Origin of the sequence: Helicobacter sp. MIT 05-5293, assembly GCF_000765665.2 — a bacterium.
GTDB lineage: Bacteria > Campylobacterota > Campylobacteria > Campylobacterales > Helicobacteraceae > Helicobacter_C.
The window spans coordinates 72,590-94,135 of sequence record NZ_JROZ02000004.1; the positions used below are offsets into that span (position 1 = coordinate 72,590).

General features: G+C 38.0%; 20 protein-coding genes and 1 tRNA gene. 13 read left to right on the forward strand and 8 right to left on the reverse strand.

Annotated elements, in window-relative coordinates; translation table 11 throughout:
• Positions 1-12: 12 nt before the first annotated feature.
• The 4 genes from fliH to hisC are packed head-to-tail and all read right to left on the reverse strand — an operon-like array spanning position 13 to position 4,713.
• Positions 13-846, reverse strand: coding sequence for a flagellar assembly protein FliH (gene fliH / locus LS68_RS07865; RefSeq protein WP_034369607.1), 834 nt, complete (start codon positions 844-846; stop codon positions 13-15).
• Positions 833-1,864 (reverse strand): flagellar motor switch protein FliG, encoded by a 1,032-nt coding sequence (gene fliG, locus LS68_RS07870; protein WP_034369608.1) that lies wholly within the window; start codon positions 1,862-1,864, stop codon positions 833-835. The genes fliH and fliG overlap by 14 nt, the downstream gene beginning before the upstream one ends.
• A gap of 15 nt (positions 1,865-1,879) precedes the next feature.
• Complete coding sequence (gene fliF, locus LS68_RS07875) at positions 1,880-3,592, reverse strand: flagellar basal-body MS-ring/collar protein FliF (RefSeq protein WP_034369610.1); 1,713 nt, start codon at positions 3,590-3,592, stop codon at positions 1,880-1,882.
• Between the two features lie 8 nt (positions 3,593-3,600).
• The gene (gene hisC / locus LS68_RS07880; protein ID WP_034369612.1) at positions 3,601-4,713 is read right to left on the reverse strand and encodes a histidinol-phosphate transaminase; all 1,113 of its coding nucleotides are present in this window, start codon (positions 4,711-4,713) and stop codon (positions 3,601-3,603) included.
• Between the two features lie 226 nt (positions 4,714-4,939).
• On the opposite strand from hisC, the gene LS68_RS07885 reads away from it, so the two are divergent.
• The 4 genes from LS68_RS07885 (at position 4,940) to LS68_RS07900 (ending at position 10,781) form a co-directional block, all read left to right on the forward strand.
• Positions 4,940-6,355, forward strand: a complete 1,416-nt coding sequence (locus LS68_RS07885; RefSeq protein ID WP_034370918.1) for a phosphomannomutase/phosphoglucomutase — start codon at positions 4,940-4,942, stop codon at positions 6,353-6,355.
• A 1-nt stretch (position 6,356) separates the two neighbouring features.
• Entirely contained in the window at positions 6,357-7,373 is a 1,017-nt protein-coding gene (gene pyrC / locus LS68_RS07890; RefSeq protein ID WP_034369614.1) for a dihydroorotase, read from the forward strand.
• Positions 7,374-7,820: 447 nt separating this feature from the next.
• Entirely contained in the window at positions 7,821-10,139 is a 2,319-nt protein-coding gene (locus LS68_RS07895) for a TonB-dependent receptor (RefSeq protein WP_138091364.1), read from the forward strand.
• 282 nt (positions 10,140-10,421) lie between these two features.
• Positions 10,422-10,781, forward strand: coding sequence for a hypothetical protein (locus tag LS68_RS07900; protein ID WP_034372061.1), 360 nt, complete (start codon positions 10,422-10,424; stop codon positions 10,779-10,781).
• A gap of 12 nt (positions 10,782-10,793) precedes the next feature.
• On the opposite strand, the gene LS68_RS07905 is transcribed toward LS68_RS07900, so the two are convergent.
• Together LS68_RS07905 and serS are read right to left on the reverse strand one after the other, a co-directional pair.
• Complete coding sequence (locus LS68_RS07905) at positions 10,794-13,280, reverse strand: hypothetical protein (protein ID WP_034372063.1); 2,487 nt, start codon at positions 13,278-13,280, stop codon at positions 10,794-10,796.
• Positions 13,281-13,290: 10 nt separating this feature from the next.
• Positions 13,291-14,562 carry a serine--tRNA ligase gene (serS, locus tag LS68_RS07910; protein WP_034372066.1) on the reverse strand — a complete coding sequence of 424 codons (1,272 nt, stop codon included), beginning with the start codon at positions 14,560-14,562 and terminating at the stop codon, positions 13,291-13,293.
• Between the two features lie 151 nt (positions 14,563-14,713).
• On the opposite strand from serS, the gene tatB reads away from it, so the two are divergent.
• From tatB to LS68_RS07955, 9 genes are all read left to right on the forward strand, one after another.
• Positions 14,714-15,178 carry a Sec-independent protein translocase protein TatB gene (gene tatB / locus LS68_RS07915; RefSeq protein ID WP_052100439.1) on the forward strand — a complete coding sequence of 155 codons (465 nt, stop codon included), beginning with the start codon at positions 14,714-14,716 and terminating at the stop codon, positions 15,176-15,178.
• Between the two features lie 5 nt (positions 15,179-15,183).
• The gene (gene tatC, locus LS68_RS07920; RefSeq protein ID WP_034372069.1) at positions 15,184-15,960 is read left to right on the forward strand and encodes a twin-arginine translocase subunit TatC; all 777 of its coding nucleotides are present in this window, start codon (positions 15,184-15,186) and stop codon (positions 15,958-15,960) included.
• A gap of 11 nt (positions 15,961-15,971) precedes the next feature.
• On the forward strand, positions 15,972-17,066 hold the full coding sequence (queA, locus tag LS68_RS07925; RefSeq protein WP_034372072.1) for a tRNA preQ1(34) S-adenosylmethionine ribosyltransferase-isomerase QueA: 1,095 nt from the start codon (positions 15,972-15,974) through the stop codon (positions 17,064-17,066).
• Complete coding sequence (gene rsmG / locus LS68_RS07930; RefSeq protein WP_052100441.1) at positions 17,063-17,659, forward strand: 16S rRNA (guanine(527)-N(7))-methyltransferase RsmG; 597 nt, start codon at positions 17,063-17,065, stop codon at positions 17,657-17,659. The genes queA and rsmG overlap by 4 nt, the downstream gene beginning before the upstream one ends.
• Positions 17,660-17,675: 16 nt before the next feature.
• Positions 17,676-17,903, forward strand: coding sequence for a PP0621 family protein (locus LS68_RS07935; RefSeq protein ID WP_034372074.1), 228 nt, complete (start codon positions 17,676-17,678; stop codon positions 17,901-17,903).
• Complete coding sequence (locus LS68_RS07940) at positions 17,903-18,313, forward strand: hypothetical protein (RefSeq protein WP_034372077.1); 411 nt, start codon at positions 17,903-17,905, stop codon at positions 18,311-18,313. The genes LS68_RS07935 and LS68_RS07940 overlap by 1 nt, the downstream gene beginning before the upstream one ends.
• A 22-nt stretch (positions 18,314-18,335) precedes the next feature.
• Positions 18,336-18,423, forward strand: a tRNA-Ser gene (locus tag LS68_RS07945).
• 223 nt (positions 18,424-18,646) lie between these two features.
• Positions 18,647-19,726, forward strand: coding sequence for a site-specific integrase (locus LS68_RS07950; protein WP_158621833.1), 1,080 nt, complete (start codon positions 18,647-18,649; stop codon positions 19,724-19,726).
• A 92-nt stretch (positions 19,727-19,818) separates the two neighbouring features.
• The gene (locus LS68_RS07955; RefSeq protein ID WP_034372083.1) at positions 19,819-20,073 is read left to right on the forward strand and encodes an ankyrin repeat domain-containing protein; all 255 of its coding nucleotides are present in this window, start codon (positions 19,819-19,821) and stop codon (positions 20,071-20,073) included.
• On the opposite strand, the gene LS68_RS07960 is transcribed toward LS68_RS07955, so the two are convergent.
• Together LS68_RS07960 and LS68_RS07965 are read right to left on the reverse strand one after the other, a co-directional pair.
• A complete protein-coding gene (locus LS68_RS07960) occupies positions 20,074-20,721 on the reverse strand; it encodes a S24 family peptidase (protein ID WP_052100443.1) in 648 nt (215 codons plus the stop codon). It lies immediately after the preceding gene.
• A 281-nt stretch (positions 20,722-21,002) separates the two neighbouring features.
• Positions 21,003-21,485, reverse strand: coding sequence for a hypothetical protein (locus tag LS68_RS07965; RefSeq protein WP_034372086.1), 483 nt, complete (start codon positions 21,483-21,485; stop codon positions 21,003-21,005).
• Between the last annotated feature and the right edge of the window lie 61 nt (positions 21,486-21,546).

Below are 21,546 nucleotides of genomic sequence, written 5' to 3' on the forward strand. Positions count from 1 at the left end.
TCTGTCTAATTATTAATCGCGCATTTGTTCTAAAACAGATTGTTTAAGATTCTTGTAACGCGACATTATTGTTCCATCAATATTCCCACTATCGCTAATAATCACTACACCCCCAAGTGAAACTGCGCTGTCTGAAAGTAACTCGACTTTAATATTATCTTTAAGTTGTTCTTTGAGAAACAAATAATCACTAGGATTGACCTTGATTTTAATATTCGTAGCGTCCATAATAGAATTAAGCAGCTCTTTTGTTAATCCCAAAGCAATCTTTTGTGAATTTTCACCCACTTCACTCAATATCACTTCTTTAGCAATATCCACAGCAATCGCACTTAGCTCCTTTTCCAAATCTTCCAAATGCGCTTGACTTTTTTTCAATGCTTCTTCGAGAGTAATAATAGAATCAACCAATGATTTTTTTTGCGCATTCACATCACTAAAAAGCTCCTCTTTTGCTTTTTCTTCAGCTTCACGAAAGCCGTCTTTATAGCCTTCTTCACGCGCACTCACAACTCTTTGTTCGCTCTCTAATTGCAGTTTTTCAAATTGAATCTGCAACTTCGCCAAAGAACCAGATAATTCATCAGTCTTTTGCAAAAGTCGCTCGACAAGCTCTTGCTCCAAAGTAGCGATTTTACCTGCATTTTGCTCTAATGATTCTTGAATCTCCTCACGCACTGATGGAGCAGATTCTCTAGGATCAACAAACACAGGTGCGGGGGAAGCAGAAGATTCTTTGCCCGTTTCAACCATCTCACTTGTAATGCTCTTAAACTCATATTTTTTAATATTATGATCTTTGAGATGCTCTTGAGCAATGATATTTTCTTGATTAAGCAATGACATCGTCTTGCTCTCCTAATTGGACTAAACCTTGTTCTGAAAGTGTTTGAACGACTTCAACAATCTTTCTTTGGGCATTTTCCACATCACGCACTTTTACAGCACCCAAGAATTGCATTTCTTCCATAAATTGCTCACTTGCTCTTTGCGACATATTGCCCATAAACTTTTGTTTCAAGTCATCAGGAGCAGATTTGAGTGCAAGTGTCAAATCCTTCTTATCAGCAATTTTGAGAATCTCTCTAATCGCATTGTTATCGAGTTTAGAAATATCTTCAAAGGTAAACATCATCTCTTTGATTTCGATAGCCAACTGCTCATCAATTTGTTCAATATGCGCAATAGTAGCCTTCGCAGCTTTTTGTCCTAAGCGGTTAAAGATTTCTGCCACAGAACGTGTGCCACCCACTTCGACTTTGTAGCTAGTAAGCGATTCAAGTTTGTTTTCTAATACTGCACTGACGCGTTTAACGACATTGGGCGAAATATCCCCAAGATTTGCCATACGAATCGCCACTTCTGCGCGTAAATCATCAGAAAAATATCCTAATGTTTCCGCTGCCCCGCTAGCATCCATATGAGCAAGAATAAGAGCAATCGTTTGAGGGTGTTCATTAATAATAAAGTCTGCAAGCTGTTGGGGACGGATTTTTGAAAGATAAGCAAAATTCTTTTGAGATTGCATTGTTTTAGCAAGTTTATCCAAAATCGCTTTCGCAGCCTCTGGTCCAAGAGCCTTGACAAGCAAATCCCTCGCATAATCCATACCGCCTGTGTTGATGTATTGATTCGATTGAAAAATAACATAAAATTCTTCTAAAACTGCAGCTCCTATCGTCTTATCAGTTCCTCCCATTTGAGCGATTTGCTTACTGACTTCTGTAATCGCATCAATATCAAGATGGTGGAAAATTTCGGAAGTAATCTCATCACCGAGCTGAACTAATAAAATTGCTATCTTTTCGGACATTGAAAGTTCATCATATTGCGCTCTTTGTCGAGGGCTTAGTGTTATTGCCATAATGCCTCCTTAAAATTATTTATGCCCAACACCATCACTAAGATCTAACTCATCTTTGATTAATGTTTGGAAAAGTGAGCCAATTTCTTGCGGACGTTCAGTGATAACATTGCGTATTTTTTCAAGCAATACTTCATACTTGATGCTATCTTCATCAAAATCTGAACCCATACCAAGCTGGTCTTCCACACGTTTTCTAAGCTCGCTAAACTTATTCACATCATCTTCCCCGTCATCAATTTGCATTAATGATTCAATATCGTCATCTTCTTCCTCTTGCACTTCAAGCATACGCTCTGCAAATGGTGCGACAATCTTCTTGTAGAAAATGAAAATAATCACTGCCACAATGACATATTTAAGTAGTGGCATAAAAGGTCCTAGATAACGTTCGACTTTATCAGAGAAAAGCTCCCAAGAATCTTTAGGTTTATAATTAAGCTGGGTGCTTCTAAACTGCATATTGATCACTTCGACTTGATCACCCCTTGCCTCATTATAGCCGATAGTCTTTTTCACTCCCTCGAGAAATTTATTCATATCCTCTTCGCTACGCGGGCTGTATTCAAGACGCGAGATTCCATCTTCGCCTACGACTTCGTTATACACACCATCTACCATTACCGAAGCTGTCATTCGCTTCAAAACACCATAATGTTCTTGAATCGAACTGACTTTTTTACCAATTTCATTATTTTGTGTTACTTCGCTCTCTTTTTCCCACTCCATCATCTCATCATCTTTGAGCCCTTGCACTGGTCCGATATTACTTACCACACCAGGCACACCACCGATTTGCGGAGGTCTAAAGCCTTTGCGTTCTTTTTCGTATTCACGAATGGAGCGGATTACAGGATTCTGATCAAACTCCTCTTGTGTGCTGTTACGCACACTAAAGTCATATTCCATTGTAACTTGAGCTTGCACACCATCACCTACGCTCGGCTGCAAAAACTTGATGATTTTCTCTTCTTTTGCGCGCTCTTCTGCTTGTTGGAATCGCCTTTGAAAGGCTGCTTTTTTGGCTAAAGCTCCTTGCAATGCAGCTTCATCTTCTTCGCCCAAAAGCTCGCCCTCTTGATTAACAATTTTTACATTTTCAGGCGTCAATCGCTCCACAGCAGCCGCAACTAAATGTTTAATCCCTATCACCTGCTCGGTAGAGAGAAACATATTGTCTCTAATCGTGATTTTTACAGATGCAGAAGGTGGGTGTCCGCCTTCGACAAAAAGTGATTCTTTAGGCATTGAGATATTAACGATAGCTTTTTCAATCGGTCTTAGACTCTCGATCGTGCGCGCAAGTTCATTTTGCTTTGCAATCAAAAATTTCATATCTTGTGTAAAAGGTGTCTCACCTACGGGTGAATCAAGCAATATATCAAAACCAACATTCTTGCTTGTCTTTGGTAATCCCAAAGAACCCATCACAATGCGTTGCTCATAAACTTGATCCTTGGGAATCATAATGATATTATCTTTAGGAATCTTATAAGAAACTTTTGTTTGTTGCAGCTTCTGCAAAATAGCCGCGCTGTCCTCTGGACTTAAATTACTAAATAATACTTCATAGTTTTCATATTCGTTTTTTGTCGTAACCTTAAAAAGAATAAGATAGGTTAAAAACGCCACAAGAATAATCATTGTAGCAAGAATAATTATTCGTTGTTTTTTATTGATTTTATTTAAAACTCTACTGATTTGTTCAATAATCAATCTTAAATCCACGATTGCCCCTATTTATTCTTTTGAATATATTGTTTCAAGAGCTCTAAAACTCGCTCATTTTGAGAACTCATACCAATAGTAATACGAAAAGCATTTAACCCATAGGATTTCAAATTGCGCAGAATCACACCTTGCGTAAGCAACCAATCACACAAATGTGTGCTTTCAAATGACAGATTCGTTAATGTGATAAAGTTCGTATAAGAAGGGATAAAACTTAAATGATTGTCCTTTGCAAATTCCTCATAATACCGCATTTGTTCAAAATTCTGTTTGACGCATTGCGCCACAAAATCCTGATCGGAAAGTGCGATAATTGCTGCTTGAAGGCTTAAAGTCGTGATATTAAAAGGTGGTCGGACTTTGTGAAGCATTGCAATCAAATGCTTTGAACCAATCCCATAACCCACACGCATTCCGCCCAAACCATACGCCTTTGAAAATGTCCCAAGATAAATGACATTGCTGTATTTTTTAATCAAATACGCAGGATCAAGCCCTTTATCAGAATCTTTGGCTTTAGCAAACTCTTGATACGCCCCATCAAGGACGACTAAAGTTTGTTTATCCACTTTTTCTATAAATGCCTCGACTTCTTTTGCGGACAAACACTCTCCCATCGGGTTATTAGGCACACACAAAAAGACAATACTCACGCGCTTTTTACTACTCACCTCTTGATAAATGCGCACAAACTCATCAAGACGATGTATATCACTAGGGGTTTTGAGAATCTCTACACCTGCAAGCTTTGCATACACTTCATACATCGCAAAAGTCGTCTTTGCCATTAACACACATGCGTTATGATGATCCACTGCTTGCAGACAAAATTCAATCACTTGATCACTGCCCGCACCGATAATAATCTCATCAGCTTGCACACCATAATGATGGGAAAGAGCCTCTTTTAGCTCATACATAGAATCATCAGGATACAAATGCGCCTTATGGATATTTTCACGGATTGATTCTAAAACTCGCGGCGAAGTCCCATAAGGATTTTCATTACTTGCAAGCTTAATCACAGAATCTGCAGGTATGCCAAATTCTCGTATGACAAGCTCAATAGGCTTTCCAGCCTCATAAGTTGCGATATTTTCCAATGCTACCCTAAACACTTAATCTACCTTCAGTTTATAAAGTCTCTTTAAAATTCATATAATAAGGATAATTTCCGATATTTTACCTTAAAACTTGCAAGATTTCACACGCAATTAAACATTTTATTAATGAAAAGGCAAAATTTTACCGAAAATATGTCAAAATACAAATCTTTAAAGCCAAAATGAAGGATTTATCGTGCCTCATTCTCATACACATATTCCACAAGATTCCCATTCAAACATTGCGACAATCTTTCGCGAATACGATATTCGCGGTATTTTTGACAAAGAGCTTAAAGCCGATGTGGTGTTTAATATCGGTCGTTTGCTTGCTGAAGAGATTCTGCATACAAATCTCCCGCCAATGGTGCATATCGGATACGATGCAAGGGTGCATTCCCCTACGCTTTTTGAATGGCTCAAAGCCGGCTTTGTCTCAAAAAATGTGCAAGTCTATCATTTGGGAATGATTCCCACACCGGTAGCATATTTTGCGACTTTTAATACCATTGATGGTATCACTTGCCCACACTCTGTGATGATTACAGGTTCGCATAATCCACCCCAATACAATGGATTCAAAATCACTATCAACCAAATGCCTTTCTATGGGCAATCCATTCAAAAGCTCGGGCAAAAGCTCCTAAGCACGCTTTCTCAAAACCCCTATCCCAAAGATTTAAACGCACCACACCTTACACTTAATGCCTTAGAATCTTACACACAATATCTTTCAAACGCTTTCCAATCACTCAAAGACTTTCCTTATCCTGTCGCAATTGATTGCGGTAATGGCGTGGGAAGCTTAGGCATAGAATCTGTGCTTAAAAAGCTAAATATCACTTATACGCCGTTATATTTCAAGCCCGATGGCACTTTTCCCAATCATCACCCCGACCCGAGCGAAGAAGAGAATCTTAGAGATTTACAAGACTTAATGAAATCCGATTCTATCCCGATTGGTATTGCATTTGATGGTGATGCAGACCGCTTAGCATTACTCACGAAAGATTATCATTATAAAGGCGATGAGCTTGCAATCCTCTTTGCGCGAGAGATGAAGAAACACTATTTAAACCCTATCGTGATTGGCGAAGTGAAGTGTTCGCAGGTAATGTATGATGAGATTAATAAAATCGGCAAAGCGTTAATGTATAAAACGGGACATAGCAATCTCAAGGTCAAGCTCAAAGAAGAAAATGCCCACCTAGCTGCAGAAATGAGTGGGCATATCTTTTTTAATGATCGTTATTTTGGCTATGATGATGCGATTTACTCTGCTTTAAGAGCTTTAGAGTTATTTTTGTCATTCACGCCAGAAGAGCTTGAAAAAGAGATTCTTGCGCTGCCTCGCTTTTATTCCACATCCGAAGAGAAAATCCCTACCACCGATGAGCAAAAATTTGCCCTTATTGATGCGTTAGCACAAAAACTCGACAATCCACCTAAAGATTTTCCCAAAATCATAGATATTATCAGAATCGATGGTTTGCGTGTCGTATTTGAAAATGGTTGGGGGCTATTAAGAGCGAGCAACACCACGCCTGTGCTTGTCAGTCGATTCGAAGCTAAAACACAAGAAGATTCTGTGCTTTATCAGCAAAAACTGCTTGCTCTCCTTGAAGAATGCCGAACAAATCCCACACCAAAGGCTTAAAATGCAAACACTCACTCTCTTAAACCCTATGGATATGCACTTGCATTTGCGCGAAGGTGCGATGCTTGAAGGTGTCTTGCCTTATACAGCGCAAATCTTTAGCGCAGCGGTTGTGATGCCAAATCTCACGACTCCGATTACAAATACCGCTCTTGCTAAAGATTATCAAAAACAGATTCTCTCTCTTTGCGCTCCTTCGTCTTTTAAACCCCTTATGACACTCTTTATCACAGAATCTCTTAATCTCCAAGAACTCCAAGAAGCCAAAAAAGCGGGGATTAAGATTCTAAAGCTTTATCCCAAAGGAGCGACCACAGGTAGTGAAGGGGGTGTCAAAGAAATTTTGAGTGATAACACACTCCAAGTCTTCCAATATGCACAAGATTTAGGCTTTATTCTCTCTATTCATGGGGAAAGTAATGGCTTTTCTTTAGAGCGAGAATACGAATTTTTACCTATTTTTGAGCACATCGCCCAAAATTTTCCCAAACTCCAAACAATTATCGAACACTTGAGCGATGCGCGTAGTCTTGATATGGTTGAAAAATACCCCAATCTCTATGCCACATTGACACTACATCATATCAGTATGAGCCTTGATGATGTGCTAGGCAAAGGGCTTAATCCGCATCATTTTTGCAAACCTATACTCAAGACCAAAAAAGATCAGCAAGCCTTATTACAAGCTGCACTCAACGCCCACCCTAAAGTGAGCTTTGGTTCAGATTCTGCTCCACATTTAGAATCTGCCAAACTCACCGCAAATGGAGCAGCAGGGATTTTTGCTGCTCCGATTCTACTCCCTGCCCTAGCCACGCTTTTTGAAGAACACAACGCATTAGAGAATCTCCAAACATTTATCAGCCAACGAGCAATAGAAAATTATCACCTCACAGACTTTCCACAAAAATCAATCACCCTTTCGCGAAAGCCCTTTGTCATTCCCGAGCGTATTATGACTCCCTTAGGTGCTGTGATCCCTTTATGGGCAGGAAAAACGCTCAATTGGAGTCTTTAAATCATAAAGCCTTATTTTTCATTTGCAGATTCTAGAATCCACAATCCTAGCAGTGAAAGCTATGCTTTGACTACTCGATTCTACATCTGTCATCTTGAGCCAAACAATAAAACTCTCGTTAAATGGGATTCTGGAAATAAATTTTTAGGGTTTTATGTAGTTTAGTGTAAGCTTGAACCCGGCTTTTAGCTGGGTCCAAGATGAGTTTAACCTGTAGCTTAAAATCCTTTTATTCTTCCTCCTCATCTGTTTCTCTGCATAAAGCCGAATCAACAAAAAAATAATCATTCTTATAGTTTTAAAATTATAATAACTAATCCTTTATTGTATGAATATTTACACATAACTATATTTATATTAAAAATTATTCTTATAATTTAATTTATCTTTAAAGAAACTCTGTTTAAAATCCTTGCGTTTTAAATTTCAAAAGGAGAATCTTAAACAATGAAAAAATATATTTTATTCTTTACTGCATTATCGAGTTTGTCAATATCTGCTTTTGCTGATGAGGCTTTAGACGAAAAAACTCAACAAAGCGTCAAGCTCAACAAATCTGTCGTTACTGCGACTATGAAAGCCACGCTTGATGAGCTTAATCGCAATGTCTATGAAATCGATAAAGAATCCATTCAAGACAAAGGTTATCGCTCCACAGAGGACATTTTCCGCTATATGCCTTTTGTCGGGCTTTCCAATGTTGGTTTAGGTAGCAACCTTGATTTAAGGGGGCAAGGCAATCGCGCCAATACTTCTGTGCAAGTGCTGATTAATGGCGTGTATGCGAATATGCTAGATTCTAGTCATGGCGTTACACCGATGAACACACTCTCTCCTAATACCATAGAATCTGTTGAGATTCTGCCCGGTGGAGGTGCAGTAATGTATGGGAATGGCACACGCGGAGGAGTAGTCAATATCACGACACAAAAACGATACGAGCAGCCATTTTTTAGCGCAGGGCTAAGCTATGCAAATATCATTGCTTCGACCGGACATAATGTCAATGCTGATGCGAAATTTGGCGCGAAAGTCGGCGATAGGACACACCTTTCGCTCGGTGCGGCATATATCTTGCGTGGCGGACCAAGAGAGGGTGATGTAACCAATGGCGGAGAGGCGAATTTTGGGTTGATTTATGATATTGTAGCGGGGGGGGGGCATAGCATAAATTTTGACATTGATTATTTTTATGGCGATATTAAGACTTCTCCTAACAACTCCTTTATGGACATTCCCAACCCCGCCAAAAGCGACAGAAAAACCGCAGGTAATGGCGACTTGCACAACACCCAGCAGCGACTCGATGTCAGTCTCGGATATGAGGGGAGATTAAGCGAAAATGCTAAACTTGACCTCAAAGCCTTCTATCATCTCAATCATATTGATTATGTGGATTCTGTAACGCGACTAAGCAATTATAACTATTCAAATTTAAATTGGAGTGGAACTGCTGCCGATCAAAGCGGCTCACTTTTTGATGACCAAAAAATCGGGCTTTTAGCCAAATACGATTTAAAGCATCACAACGGACGCCTTATCTTGGGATTAGAATCTATCTACAACAGAGGCAAACGCGTGATGAATCAAGATATTAATGGGACAACTAACACTAATAGTATGTTCAGTAGTAGTAGTAGCGGAAATTCTAATAACTATAATGGAACTACCATATATAGTCATTATATTAATATCCCATTTATAGGTGAAAAATGGAGTAATTCACTCTTTGCGATTGAAAAATACGATTTCACACCGAGATTCTCCCTCACGGGTGGAGTGCGCTATGAAGCTGCAACCTATTGGGCAGACGCACTATACAATACAAAAGGTGGATTATATCAACCAAATGGCAATGTGTTGTATAGCTGCTATACAATATCAGGAAGCACAAGATGCGTTAGTATGGAAAATACTATCAGCGCAAGCAATGGCGCAAATGGCACACTTAATCAAACCCAGCACAACATCGCCCTAGAGCTCACGCCTAATTACCGCTATTCTGACTATGGCAATATCTATGCCAAATATGAGCGGGGATATTTCTCCCCCTCTCCGAATAATCTCTTGCAGAGACAAAGTCGGACTTATCTCCCTACAGATTTAAAAAAAGAAACTTACGATACTTTTGAAATCGGGTTAAAAGACTTTTGGGGAGATTCTGTGATGTTTTCTGCCGCACTCTTCTACACACTCACACATAATGAATTTTACACGATTGGGAACGCGCACTCCGTATCAGGCGTAACCTATGGGAACTATGACCAGACGCAACGCACAGGGATTGAACTCTTCTCCGAACAATACCTCTTTGGCGATATGTTGCGCTTGAGTGAGAGCTTTACCTATATCGATGCGCGTGTGCTGAAAAATAATGGCAAAAGCTCAAACGCTAAAATCCCCTATGTGAGCAACTATAAAGCGACTTTGAGTATCCACTATCAGCCTATGAGAAAGTTTGGTATCTGGCTACAAAATAGCTTTATTGGGAAGCAAAAAGACATTGAGACATTTACAACTACTCGTAATGCGCAAGGCACTACTACAACAAGCAATGGGCAAGATACGATTCCGGGATATATTCTCACAGACTTAGGAGTGAATTATCGTGCGGGAGATTGGAACATAAGTGCAGGTGTGCGCAATCTCTTTGATACATTTTATTACAGCTACTATAATGGCGATGTAAGCGACCCTATTGCCGGGTATGGATTCCTTATCGGACAAGGGCGCACTGCCTTTGCTGAAGTGCGATACAGCTTTTAGTGATGTAAAGTATTTCAAGAAAGCACCATAGATTAAACTTATCTTAGCTCCTTTTGGGGTATAGACTTTGCCACAGAGGTAACGAGCCTGTGGCAATTACTCTGCACAACCATACTTTAAAATCCAAAAACGCGTTTCTATTTTTATCCTAGATTCTCTAATTCTTTAAGTAGTTATAAACCAACTTAAAATAATTTTAATTCATATAAAATTATTGAAATATTTACAATTCTAGGTATAATTTCTACAAAATTTAATCATTTGATATTTAAGGAGTCTAAGGTGTCAAAAAATAAAATTGTTTTAACTGCACAAGATCGCAAAGAACTTACTCCTTTGCTTCATCTCACAAAAGCCGAGCGTAAGCTTATGCCACAAGAAGTTCTCCAAAAGCTTGAAGTGCTTGCGCGTGAGCAAGATGGGACAAGTGAGTTTCAACAACTTGAAGAGATTATTGAAGAATCTTTAAATATCGTGCAAACTCTTGAGCTCAATGAAGATCTTGAATATCTCCGACAAACCAATCAACGCGAAAAAATCAAAGATTTTGTATGGTGGAGCATCAATTATAAAATCTTCCTTGCTCATCGCAGAGTGCAAAGAGCAAGACGGCGCGCAAAACAACTCAAACAAAAAAACTAAAATAGTCTCACTCTAAAAAGTCTTGAACTCACTATTCTGGTGAGCATCAAGCAAATCAGTCGTATCAATCTCAAAATCAAAAAATTCAGAGACAAAATGCGTATTTGAGATTCTATCATAATGCTGAATCGCTGCCTTGATATTTTTGCTCTCTTGATAAAGCAATCCCAACACATAACGTGCTTCGAAATTAATCGCGGATTCCATTTTGGCTAATTGCAAAAGAGCCACAGCATTCTCATGACGATTTGCACCCATTGCGGAAATCGCTGCAAAAAATCGTGTCTGTGAATCGTCTTCTTTCAAATCATCAATCAAGGAATTGTAAATTGCGAAAGCCTTTTCAAAATCATTACTATAAATATTTGATAACCCCAAAGCCTGCAAAATACCATTGGGCGAGCGTGTCTCGACAATCAGCTTTGACTCAAGCTCTTCTTGAATCGAGCGCAACGATCCTGTTACAAACCCGACATAAACATACAATTCCCGAGCCAAAGAAGGACCATAATAAATAGGACGCAAGTCAAGATTCTTTTCTTTATAAATCACATTCATTTGTAAAGAAAAATCTTTGAGATTCATTCTGAAACGTTTGCCAAGCTCATACATTGTATTTGCCACGACATCTCTAGGATAAATATTTTTAATCTCATTAAAAGATTCTGTAATGCGTGTCGCATCGGCATTATAAATCCCATACACTGCATTTAAAGCATAATGAATAGGCTTTCGATCCTGAAGCTTATAAGCCTGCGTGTCTTTAAGCCACAAAAGCGGGTCTGCTGGAGATTCTCCAGTGTAACGGAAAAGTGAAAGTAAAAATTCGCGTTCAAGCGGTGAATCAAAGTGAATTTCGGCAAAATCATTAGAAATATTATGATTTAACCGCCTTGTATCACGATAGGTAAGCTCGGCACATATCAAGGCAAAAATACCCGCCATTACATCGTTACCATTTAAGTGATAAGCACGAATAAAATGCGCATACGCACTATCAAAATCATTCATTTGGGCATAAAGCAATCCGAGATTGTAGTGCAAAATCGAATGATTGGGATAATTTTTGATTGATTTTTCCATTGATTTGATAATCTCTCTCAAATCTTGATGAAGTGTAAGCACACGCAAATCTTGTGCAATTGCTTGATTGATATGCGAGACCGTTTGCCCATCTTGTAAAATAGTCTTCGCACTCTCAAGGTTGCTAGAGAGCGCATTGAGATTCCCACTTTGTATAATTTCAAGGGCATCTTTGGCGTTAAAAACCCTAAAAGGCGCATAATAAAACAGAATCTTATAGCCAAGCATTTTATTGTGTTCAAATTGACGATCCCAAAATGCTTCTTGCGCAAGATTAATATCAAACAAATCATCTTTGAGCTTGACTTTAATCGGATACTGCGCAAAAATCTTTGCGTCTTCTTCTTTAGCATTCAGTCTCTCCAAAAGCAAGGCACTTTCTTTAAAATTCCCTCTTTTTAGCTCAATAAGTTGCAATGCCATTAGCGCATCAAGATTCCCTTGATAATGCCCTAAATATTCATAAAGATATTGCCGTGCTTGATTATATTCGCCAAGCCTTGCGTGCAAAAGAGCAATGGCAAAATTATCTTCTTTATCAGCCACTTGTTTGAGTTGGGCTAAAGCATTATACTCATCACCAAAGACCAAAAACATTTCAGAAGCTAATTTTTTACTCTCTCTCTCATAGCTTGAAGAGCTAGGATTCAAAAAGGGCGAAAGGGATTCAAAGTAATATCCCTTATAATATTGTAAAAGTCCGTAAAGATAAGAATACAAAGGCTGATTTGTCGTATGAAAAAGATAACTTGAAGCAATACCTAAATAATATTCGTAAAGATTCATATCATTAAGCATATACGCACTATAAGCAGCATCAAACGCACTCACACTAATATCTTTACCTGTATTAATAGCATTCTCAAATGAATGTATTGCGCCCTTATAGTCGTTTTCTCGTAATTTTATCACGCCTAGATTATATTCTGCGATAGATTCTGAATATGCGGCGATATTTTGAAACAAATCCAAAGCCTCCATCTTATCGCCTTTTAAATAAAGCAAATTTGCCTTTCGTATCATCTTGCCAAATTCTGTATTATCGACTTCTGGGCGTTTAGTCGCACCAAGAATTGGAGCAGGTTCAATGATTTTACGCGATAAGGGCGATGGACTTGTCTTCACTTCAGGCTCATCATCTCGCAAAAGCACGATAAACAATACAATGATAAACACAAAAATAAGCACTGCGATAGCAATAATGCCAATCATCAAGGGTTTGTTGTCTTTTAATGTGTCAATATGCGGCTGCAAAAAAGGTAAAAATTTGCCTAATAACTCTTTGATTTTGTTAGACTTTGTAGCATCTTCTTGTGCTTGAGCTTGCTCTGGATTCTCTGATGTTTCTTCTTGTTGAGAATCTGCAGGGGTTGGCTCAAGCCCATCATCAAGCTGAATTACATTTTCTTCTGCCATTTAGATACCCTTAGAGATATTTTTGCAACACTTCTGGAATAAGTATGCTTCCATCGGCTTGCTGATAATTTTCCATAATTGCAATCAATGTGCGCCCCACAGCAAGTGATGAACCATTGAGCGTATGGACAAGATAATTTTTCTTATCATCTTTATACCGAATCTTTGCTCTTCGTGCTTGAAAATCGCGTGTGTTGGACACAGAGCTAATCTCTCGATAACAATTTTGTCCGGGCAGCCATACCTCAATATCCACGGTATTACTCGCACTAAAACCCAAATCCCCTCCGCATAATTGCACCAAACGATGCGGGAGTTTGAGGGCTTCTAAGATTCCACTTGCTGTATCAATCATCTTTTGCTGTATGTCCTCACTTTGGCTTGGGTGAGTGATCGCCACAAGCTCGACTTTATCAAACTGATGTTGGCGAATCATACCCCGCGTATCTCGCCCAGCACTTCCAGCTTCTTTGCGGAAACAAGGCGTTTGCGCGGTGAGTAAAATCGGCAAATCTTCTTTGGGAATAATCGTATCTTGATAAAGATTTGTGAGAGTAATCTCTGAAGTTGAAATCAAATACAAATCATTTTCGCTCTCACTGCTGTCATCAAGACGAGAATCTATCTTAAACATATCCTCTTCAAATTTTGGCAATTGCCCTGTCCCTAAAAGTGCTCTGCTATTAACAATCACTGGGGTTACTACTGCTTCAAATCCTGCATTCTGATTGAAATCAAGCATAAAATTGATTAATGCCCGATTGATTTTCGCCCCCATTCCACGCAAAACTGAAAAACGGCTTTTGGCGAGCTTGACACCTGCTTCAAAATCAATCCAACCATTTTGAGAGGCAAGCTCCCAATGTTCTTTAGGCGTAAAATCAAAATGAGGAATGCTAAGGACTTTTTTTATCTCGACATTATCATTTTCGTCCTCTCCCTCTGGCGTGGATTCATCAGGAATATTAGGTATGCGTAATGCAAAATCATCAAGTTTTGCCTCAATCTCTCTGACACGAGATTCTGCAACACTCATTTGTTGTTTATTAGATTCAAGGGTATTTTTAAGCTCACTCACATCTTTTTTTTCGCGCATATACTGCCCAAAAAGCTTGGAGGTTTTATTCTGATAAGCTTGGAGGTTTTCAAGCTCTTGCTTATGCGTTTTGTATGCGATAGCCATTTGTTTGAGTTGCTCTAAAGTCGCTACATCGACTTTTTTAATACGCAGTTTATCGCTCATCGTATCAAAATCATTCACCAAAGCCTTAATATCAATCATCTTCACTCCCTTGAAATCTCTTTATCAATAATCCATAAAATTTTAGCTGATATTTCATCAAAAAAGCATTTTTTATTCCTTCAAGATTTGCAATTTTTAAACATTTTTAATATAAAATGCTATTTTAATATTAATTCATAAAGGCAAAGCAATGTTTGGAGCGGGTATATTTGAGATTCTCATTATATTAATTGTCGCTGTTATCGCTCTAGGTCCCAATAAACTCCCTCAAACCATTGTCGATGTAGTAAAATTTTTCCGCGCGTTTAAAAAAACAATCCACGAAGCCAAAGAAACTTTTGACAAAGAGATTCAGCTTGCCGAACTCAAACAAGAAGCCCTCAAATACAAAAACACCATTGAAGATGGTATGAAACAAATCACACAGGATATGAAACTTGACGAGCTTAGAGAAATCAGCGCAGATGCAGTGAAGTCTCTTAACACAACGCTTGAAGGTCTCAATAATGAAATTACTTACGATAGCCCATCTTTACCCAAACAAGATGAATTACCCGCTCAAAGTGAAAAAGAGAATCAAAAGGAGAATCACATAGCCGCTGATACAAATACTCCTATAGAATCTCCCACACACAAGACACATAAGGATTCTTAAATCCCATGCTTGAAGATTTAAAACCTCATATCCAAGACTTACGCACACGATTAATCGTGATTATTAGCGTTTTACTTGTAACCTTTATGATTTGTCTTTTATTTTGGCAAGGGATTTTTGACATTATCAAAAAACCTCTAAGTGATGTGCTTGAACACGAAGTCGCGGGTAAATTCGTCATCTCGGGTATGGTCGAAGGTGTGTTTGTCGCGATGAAATCCGCATTTTTTGCTGCATCTGTTATCTCGACACCTGTTATCTTTTGGCAAATATGGATTTTTGTCGCTCCGGGCTTATACAAACACGAAAAAAAGATTGTCTTGCCTTTTGTATTTTTTGGCACGATTATGTTTGCAATTGGTGTTGTTTTTTCGTATTATGGGGTATTACCCTTTATCGTTAAAAATGTCTTACTTTTTGGCAATGAGCATTTTGAAGCCTATATCACAGCTGAAAATTATTTCACATTTTTTATTCGTTTGATTTTAGGTTTTGGAATCGCCTTTGAATTGCCCGTATTGTGCTTTTTTCTTGGAAAAATTGGTCTGATTACTGATGCAAGCCTTAAAGGTTTTTTCAAATATGCTATTGTAATTATTTTCATCGTTGCAGCCATTATCGCTCCGCCAGATGTGATTTCACAGATTCTCTTAGCAATCCCTCTAAGTGCATTATACGGAATCTCTATTCTTATTTTAAAGTTTGTCAATCCCGCACCACCGCCCGATGAAGACGATGATGAAGAGGACAATCCAACTTCATCTCAAACACCGCAAAGTTAAAGGGCAGAATAATGACAAAAATTGATGCCCAATCGCAGGATTTTCTGCTTTCAAGCTATGACTATGATTTGCCCCCACAAGCAATCGCCCTTTATCCGACCAAGCCTCCTGAAAATGGCAAACTGCTCGTATATGAACGAGACAATGATCGTATCATACATAGTGATTTTGCCCATTTTAGCGACTTTGTGCCAGATGACACATTGCTTGTCTTTAATGATACCAAAGTCATCAAGGCTCGACTTTATGGCTATAAAATCAATGCGCAAGGACACAAAAAAATCATAGAAATTTTCTACCACAAGCCTTATAACCACGCCCTTACAGAGTTTTTGATTCAAACCAAAGGGCGTATCAAAAAAGGGGATCGTATCATATTAGAATCTAACTTATCAGAATCCACACAAAAGGGCGATTCAGATGAAACTTATGTGCAGATTCTCGATAGTCTCGATAATGGTTTCAGAATCGCCCGATTTATACGCGGTGAAGAGATTCTCAATCAATCCAAAGTGCTTAAGATTCTCGAAAATAAAGGACATATCCCTTTGCCACCTTATATCAAGCGTCAAGACACTGCACAAGATGAATGCGACTATCAAAGTGTATTTGCAAAGAATCTCGGTGCAGTCGCTTCCCCAACAGCCTCTTTACATTTTAGCACACAGCATCTTGCAAAGATTCAAGAGCGTTTTCAAACTTGTTTTATTACGCTCCATGTCGGTGCGGGGACATTTGTAAGTGTGCAAACCCCAGATATTCGACAGCACCAAATACACAGCGAATTTTTTGATATTTCACCACAAGTGGCGCATCAGCTTGATAAAGCTTCAAAAGTCCTATGTATCGGCACGACTTGCGCACGGAGTGTAGAATATTACGCACGACATCATCTTTTGCAAGGCGAGTGCGACTTGTTTTTATATCCCGGAGAGCCATTTTTGCGGGTGGATTATCTTTTGAGCAACTTTCATCTCCCAAAAAGCACCTTAATAATGCTTATTAGCGCAATGATTGGGAGAAAAAAATGCCTCGAAATTTATCATCAAGCCCTTGAAAACGGCTATCGATTCTATTCTTACGGCGATGGAATGCTTATACTATGACACATTTAGAACAACAACTCCAACAACACAAAATCTCCCTGCCCAGCGAGTGTTATCAAAAATACAGAATCTTTGGGGAAGAGCTGCTCAAATGGAATAAAATCCATAATCTAAGCGGGGTAAGCAGTATAGAATCTGTGGAAGATAATATTTTAGATTCACTTTATCCGCTTAAATTTATCGATGATTTTCAAAATTGTATGGATGTAGGGTCAGGAGGTGGATTCCCCGCGATGGCTTTAGCGATTGCCAAGCCCACAGCACGATTTTTCCTCATAGAGCCGCGTATTAAACGCTCATCATTTTTGAAAAACATCACTCTTGAGCTTGGACTTAATAATGTCTCTGTTTTGACACATCGTATTCAAGAAGTGCCTATCACGGAGGTTAATAATTTGGACTTAATCACTTCAAGAGCTGTAATGGACGCTAAAGAACTAATCTATCTCACACGCAAATTCCTTAAAAATGAAGGATATTTTTTACTTTATAAGGGCTTAAATTTTCGCAAGGAAATGCCTCATATGAGTGTGGAAGAATGTTTTGAACGCGACAGGAGAATCTACTATTACAAAAAAGGTAAAGATATTTAACGATTAAGGAGATATGATGATTAAACTACTTGTGATTCTGCTTGCTATAGGAATGTTAGCGTGGTTACTCTTGCGCTCTTCTTTTAAACCCTATCCCAAAACCAAAAACAATAAAAAACACCAAGATGAGATTGAAGAAATGTGCGAATGTGCTTGTTGTGGCGTGTATATCTCACAAAAAGAAGCACTAATGAGCGATGGATATTACTTTTGTTCGCAAGAATGTCTCAAAAAGAGGAAATAATGACTATCATCGGACACCCTGCGATTGCATATCCTCCCTTTATCAAAGTATCATCACTCCAAGAGATTGCCCATACACAAGCAGCGCAGATTCTGTGGTTTGACCCCATGCAATGCGACAAGGATACAGGCTACACACTCGCTAATCATTGTTGCAAGTATCAAGTGCCTTATGCAGTGAGGGTCAATAATATTACTGATTTACTCATTTATGCCAATTTGCAGGCTAAATACCTCATCGTTCATTTTGAAGATTCTTTACAAGATGCAATGCAATACCAAAAAATCATTGAACATTATCTTTTGGACTGCAAACTATTGTATCCGATTAAAAATGACGCACAGATTCAAAAAGTAGCAAAATGTGGCATTGATGGCGTAATTTTTAAGCAAGTTTTAGGTAATATTTAGATTCTAAAATTTTGAGACATTTAGAGAGGTGTCCGAGTGGTTGAAGGAGCACGCCTGGAACGCGTGTAAAGTGCAAGCTTTCGAGGGTTCGAATCCCTTCCTCTCTGCCATAGATTCTAAAGCATCAAACTTAAATCATCACTCATTATATTTTAGCCTACCTTATAGCCTCCAAATCCTCTATTTTATGGTATTATTCGCATTTATAGAAAATGAAAAATATTCACTCATAATCATTTAAAAATACTACAAAATATGATGAAATATTTTTTCAGTGGGGACAGATTGGGGACAAGATATGCCACACAAATCAGAAATCAAAAAAGAGGTAAAATGAAAGCATATAGCACAAAACACTCCAACAAAACAAGTCAAAAATACGAGGGTGTGAGAAGCAAAGAGCTTAATAATGGCGATATTGCTTACTATGTCCGCTGGAGTGATAAAAATGGCGTAAGACTTGAGCGCAAAGTCGGCACGAAAAATGGAGGTTGGAATGAGAAAAAAGCCTCGCTCAAAAGAATTGAGTTACAAAGCAAGGCTTCTTTAGAAAATCAAACTAAAAATCAGCAAATCACTATATCTAGCATCATGGAGCGTTATCTTGAGATTCAAAAACTGCATTTAGGTGCAAGTTCGTATAAAAATTGCAAAGGTGAATGTTTGGTGCATATCAATCCTTTCTTTGGCAGCTACCCACTAGAATCTATCACGCCCCCTCTCATCACTGATTTTATGCTCTCTCTTAATGATAAAAGCAATAAAACAATCAATAAGCTCATAGATAGGCTTAGCCACATTATAGAGTGGTGCATTAAAGAATACAACTTATCCTTACGCAATCCCGCTAAAGCTATAAAGAAATTAAAAATCGATAACGCAAGAGAGCGGTTTCTTACTAAAGATGAGGTGGAGGAGCTTTTAAAGGTAACCAAAGCGCACCCTAATGCTGAAGTGTATTATTTCTTTGTCCTTGCTTTTAGCACGGGAGCAAGGCTCAATAGTGTGCGAAATATCAAGCTAGAAGACATTGACTTTACACAAGGCACGATAAAAATCCAAGATTTTAAAAATAATTCCAAATACACCGCTTTCCTCACCCCTCTAGCAAAACAAACCCTGCAAGACTACAAAGAAAATATCATATTCAAAACTCCCGAGCGCACGATTGTCCGAGCGATGCAAAATATACTAAACACTCTCTTTAACGCGCATTTAGAATCTAATGATAGAAAGCACAGGGTGGTCATTCATACCACGCGTCATACTTTTGCCTCACACCTTGCCATAGCTGGCACACCCATACAAATCATTCAAAAGCTCCTTAATCACAGAGATATAAAAATGACGATGCGGTATGCTCATCTCCTCCCTCATAGTGGGCGTGAATGGGTAGAGAGGCTATGGGATTAAATGCGCGCAATTAAACAAAGAGACAGCTAGCACACAGCCAAAGCACAGCTAGGAGAAGTTAAAATACTAAAAATTAATATTAAGGATAACCGATGAGGGATATTTATAAGGCTATCAAAGAGAATAATATGGCATTGCTTATAGATTTTATAAAAAGTGGGCAGGATTTGAATATTATCAATGAGCACACCTTTACGCCTTTGCAGTATGCTATCTTAAAAGGCAATCTTGGAATCGCATTGTTGCTTATAGAATGCGGAGCAAGATACGATTCCAAAGAACTCATTATATTTGCTGATAAGACTGGGCAAAACGAAATAAGTGAGGCTTTAAAATTGGTCATATAGCTATATTTTATTAATTGCACCTTTTATTCTACCCAATACAATAACTTCGTTTAAGGGATAGATTATAGGTTTGTAATTTTGATTAAAACTTCTTAGCTCTACCATTTCATCTTTTACAAAGCATTGTTTTACAAACAATCCATCAAGAGTATTAACCGCATAAACTTTACCATTCTTAATCTCACTCTCTTGACGAGATATAAGACAAAGACTATTATCTGCAATTGCTTCTTCCATACTATCTCCAATGACAAAAATCATTTCGCACGATTCTATATGTAAAAAATCTAGGATTTGTTTATCAATCATTACCTCTCTATAAGACATTTCATCATTCATACAACCTCCTCCAGCAGAGGCATTTGCCATATAAAGTCGCAATATTTTATATCTTTCGCTTGATTTGGCAGTTTCTTTTGGTTCAGTTCCATAAAAAAATGTGTTAATAGAAATATTTTTACTATGTAAAAAATCCATTATAGCTTTGTAGGGGATTCTGTTTTGAAATTTAGCTTGAGCAAGGTTATTGGGGTGAATCCTCAAAGCTTTCGCCACATCAACATCTTTAGGCTTAAGGTTATTGCAGTCGGTAGCAAGTATATCTTTAATACGCTCAATGCTTTCTCTGCAAGTAATTTCTTTGAACATTGATAATTCCTTATTTTTGATAAGAAATTATAGGATTTCTTGAGATTAACCATTAAAATCTTATACTTTATAAGTATTAAGATTTATGATAATCAGGGTGAAATATTCCTTTTGGAAAATTTAAAAACGATTCTTGTGTGTCAGACCTAAGATAAGACAAATCTCTATTATAAATTTCAAAGACTTGAATATTATTCATAAAAAGACAAATTCCAAAGATAGTGGAATCCATATCTTTAGTATTGATAACATTAAAAATCTCATTAGAGCTGATTATCCTTTTACATTGGATAGATTACTTGTGCTATATACATTTTAGTCGATTCTTTTAAAGATTCCTCGAGTTTTTGATTTGTGCTAATAAAATTTCTAAGGTTTGTATTTAGTGATACAAAATATCCCCTATACAAATCTTCTCTCACAAAGATTTGTTGCTCTTGTGCCAGTCTCCTAATAATTGTATCAAGTAAATTAATGCTATGATGGAGGGTATTTGCTATTTGTATGGTTTCTTTTCGCTTGCTCCCATCGTTGAGAGATTTTAACCCCTCATCATTGATGCCCATTTTATATAAGGGAATATAGATTGTTCTATACGCAAAATAGATAATAAACTTCTCCAATATGTCTATATTTTCTAAGAAATTTTTAATTTTCCTGTTTTCTTGCCATTGTTGCATTTTAGGATTAAGCCAAGCACCCAAAAAAGCTCCAAATAATGTCCCTACAACACCAATACCAGCAATCAAAACATTGGAATCCACAGAAACCCTTTCAAATCTTTCTTAAAAAGATTCTATAACACAAATCCTTAAAATCCATTAC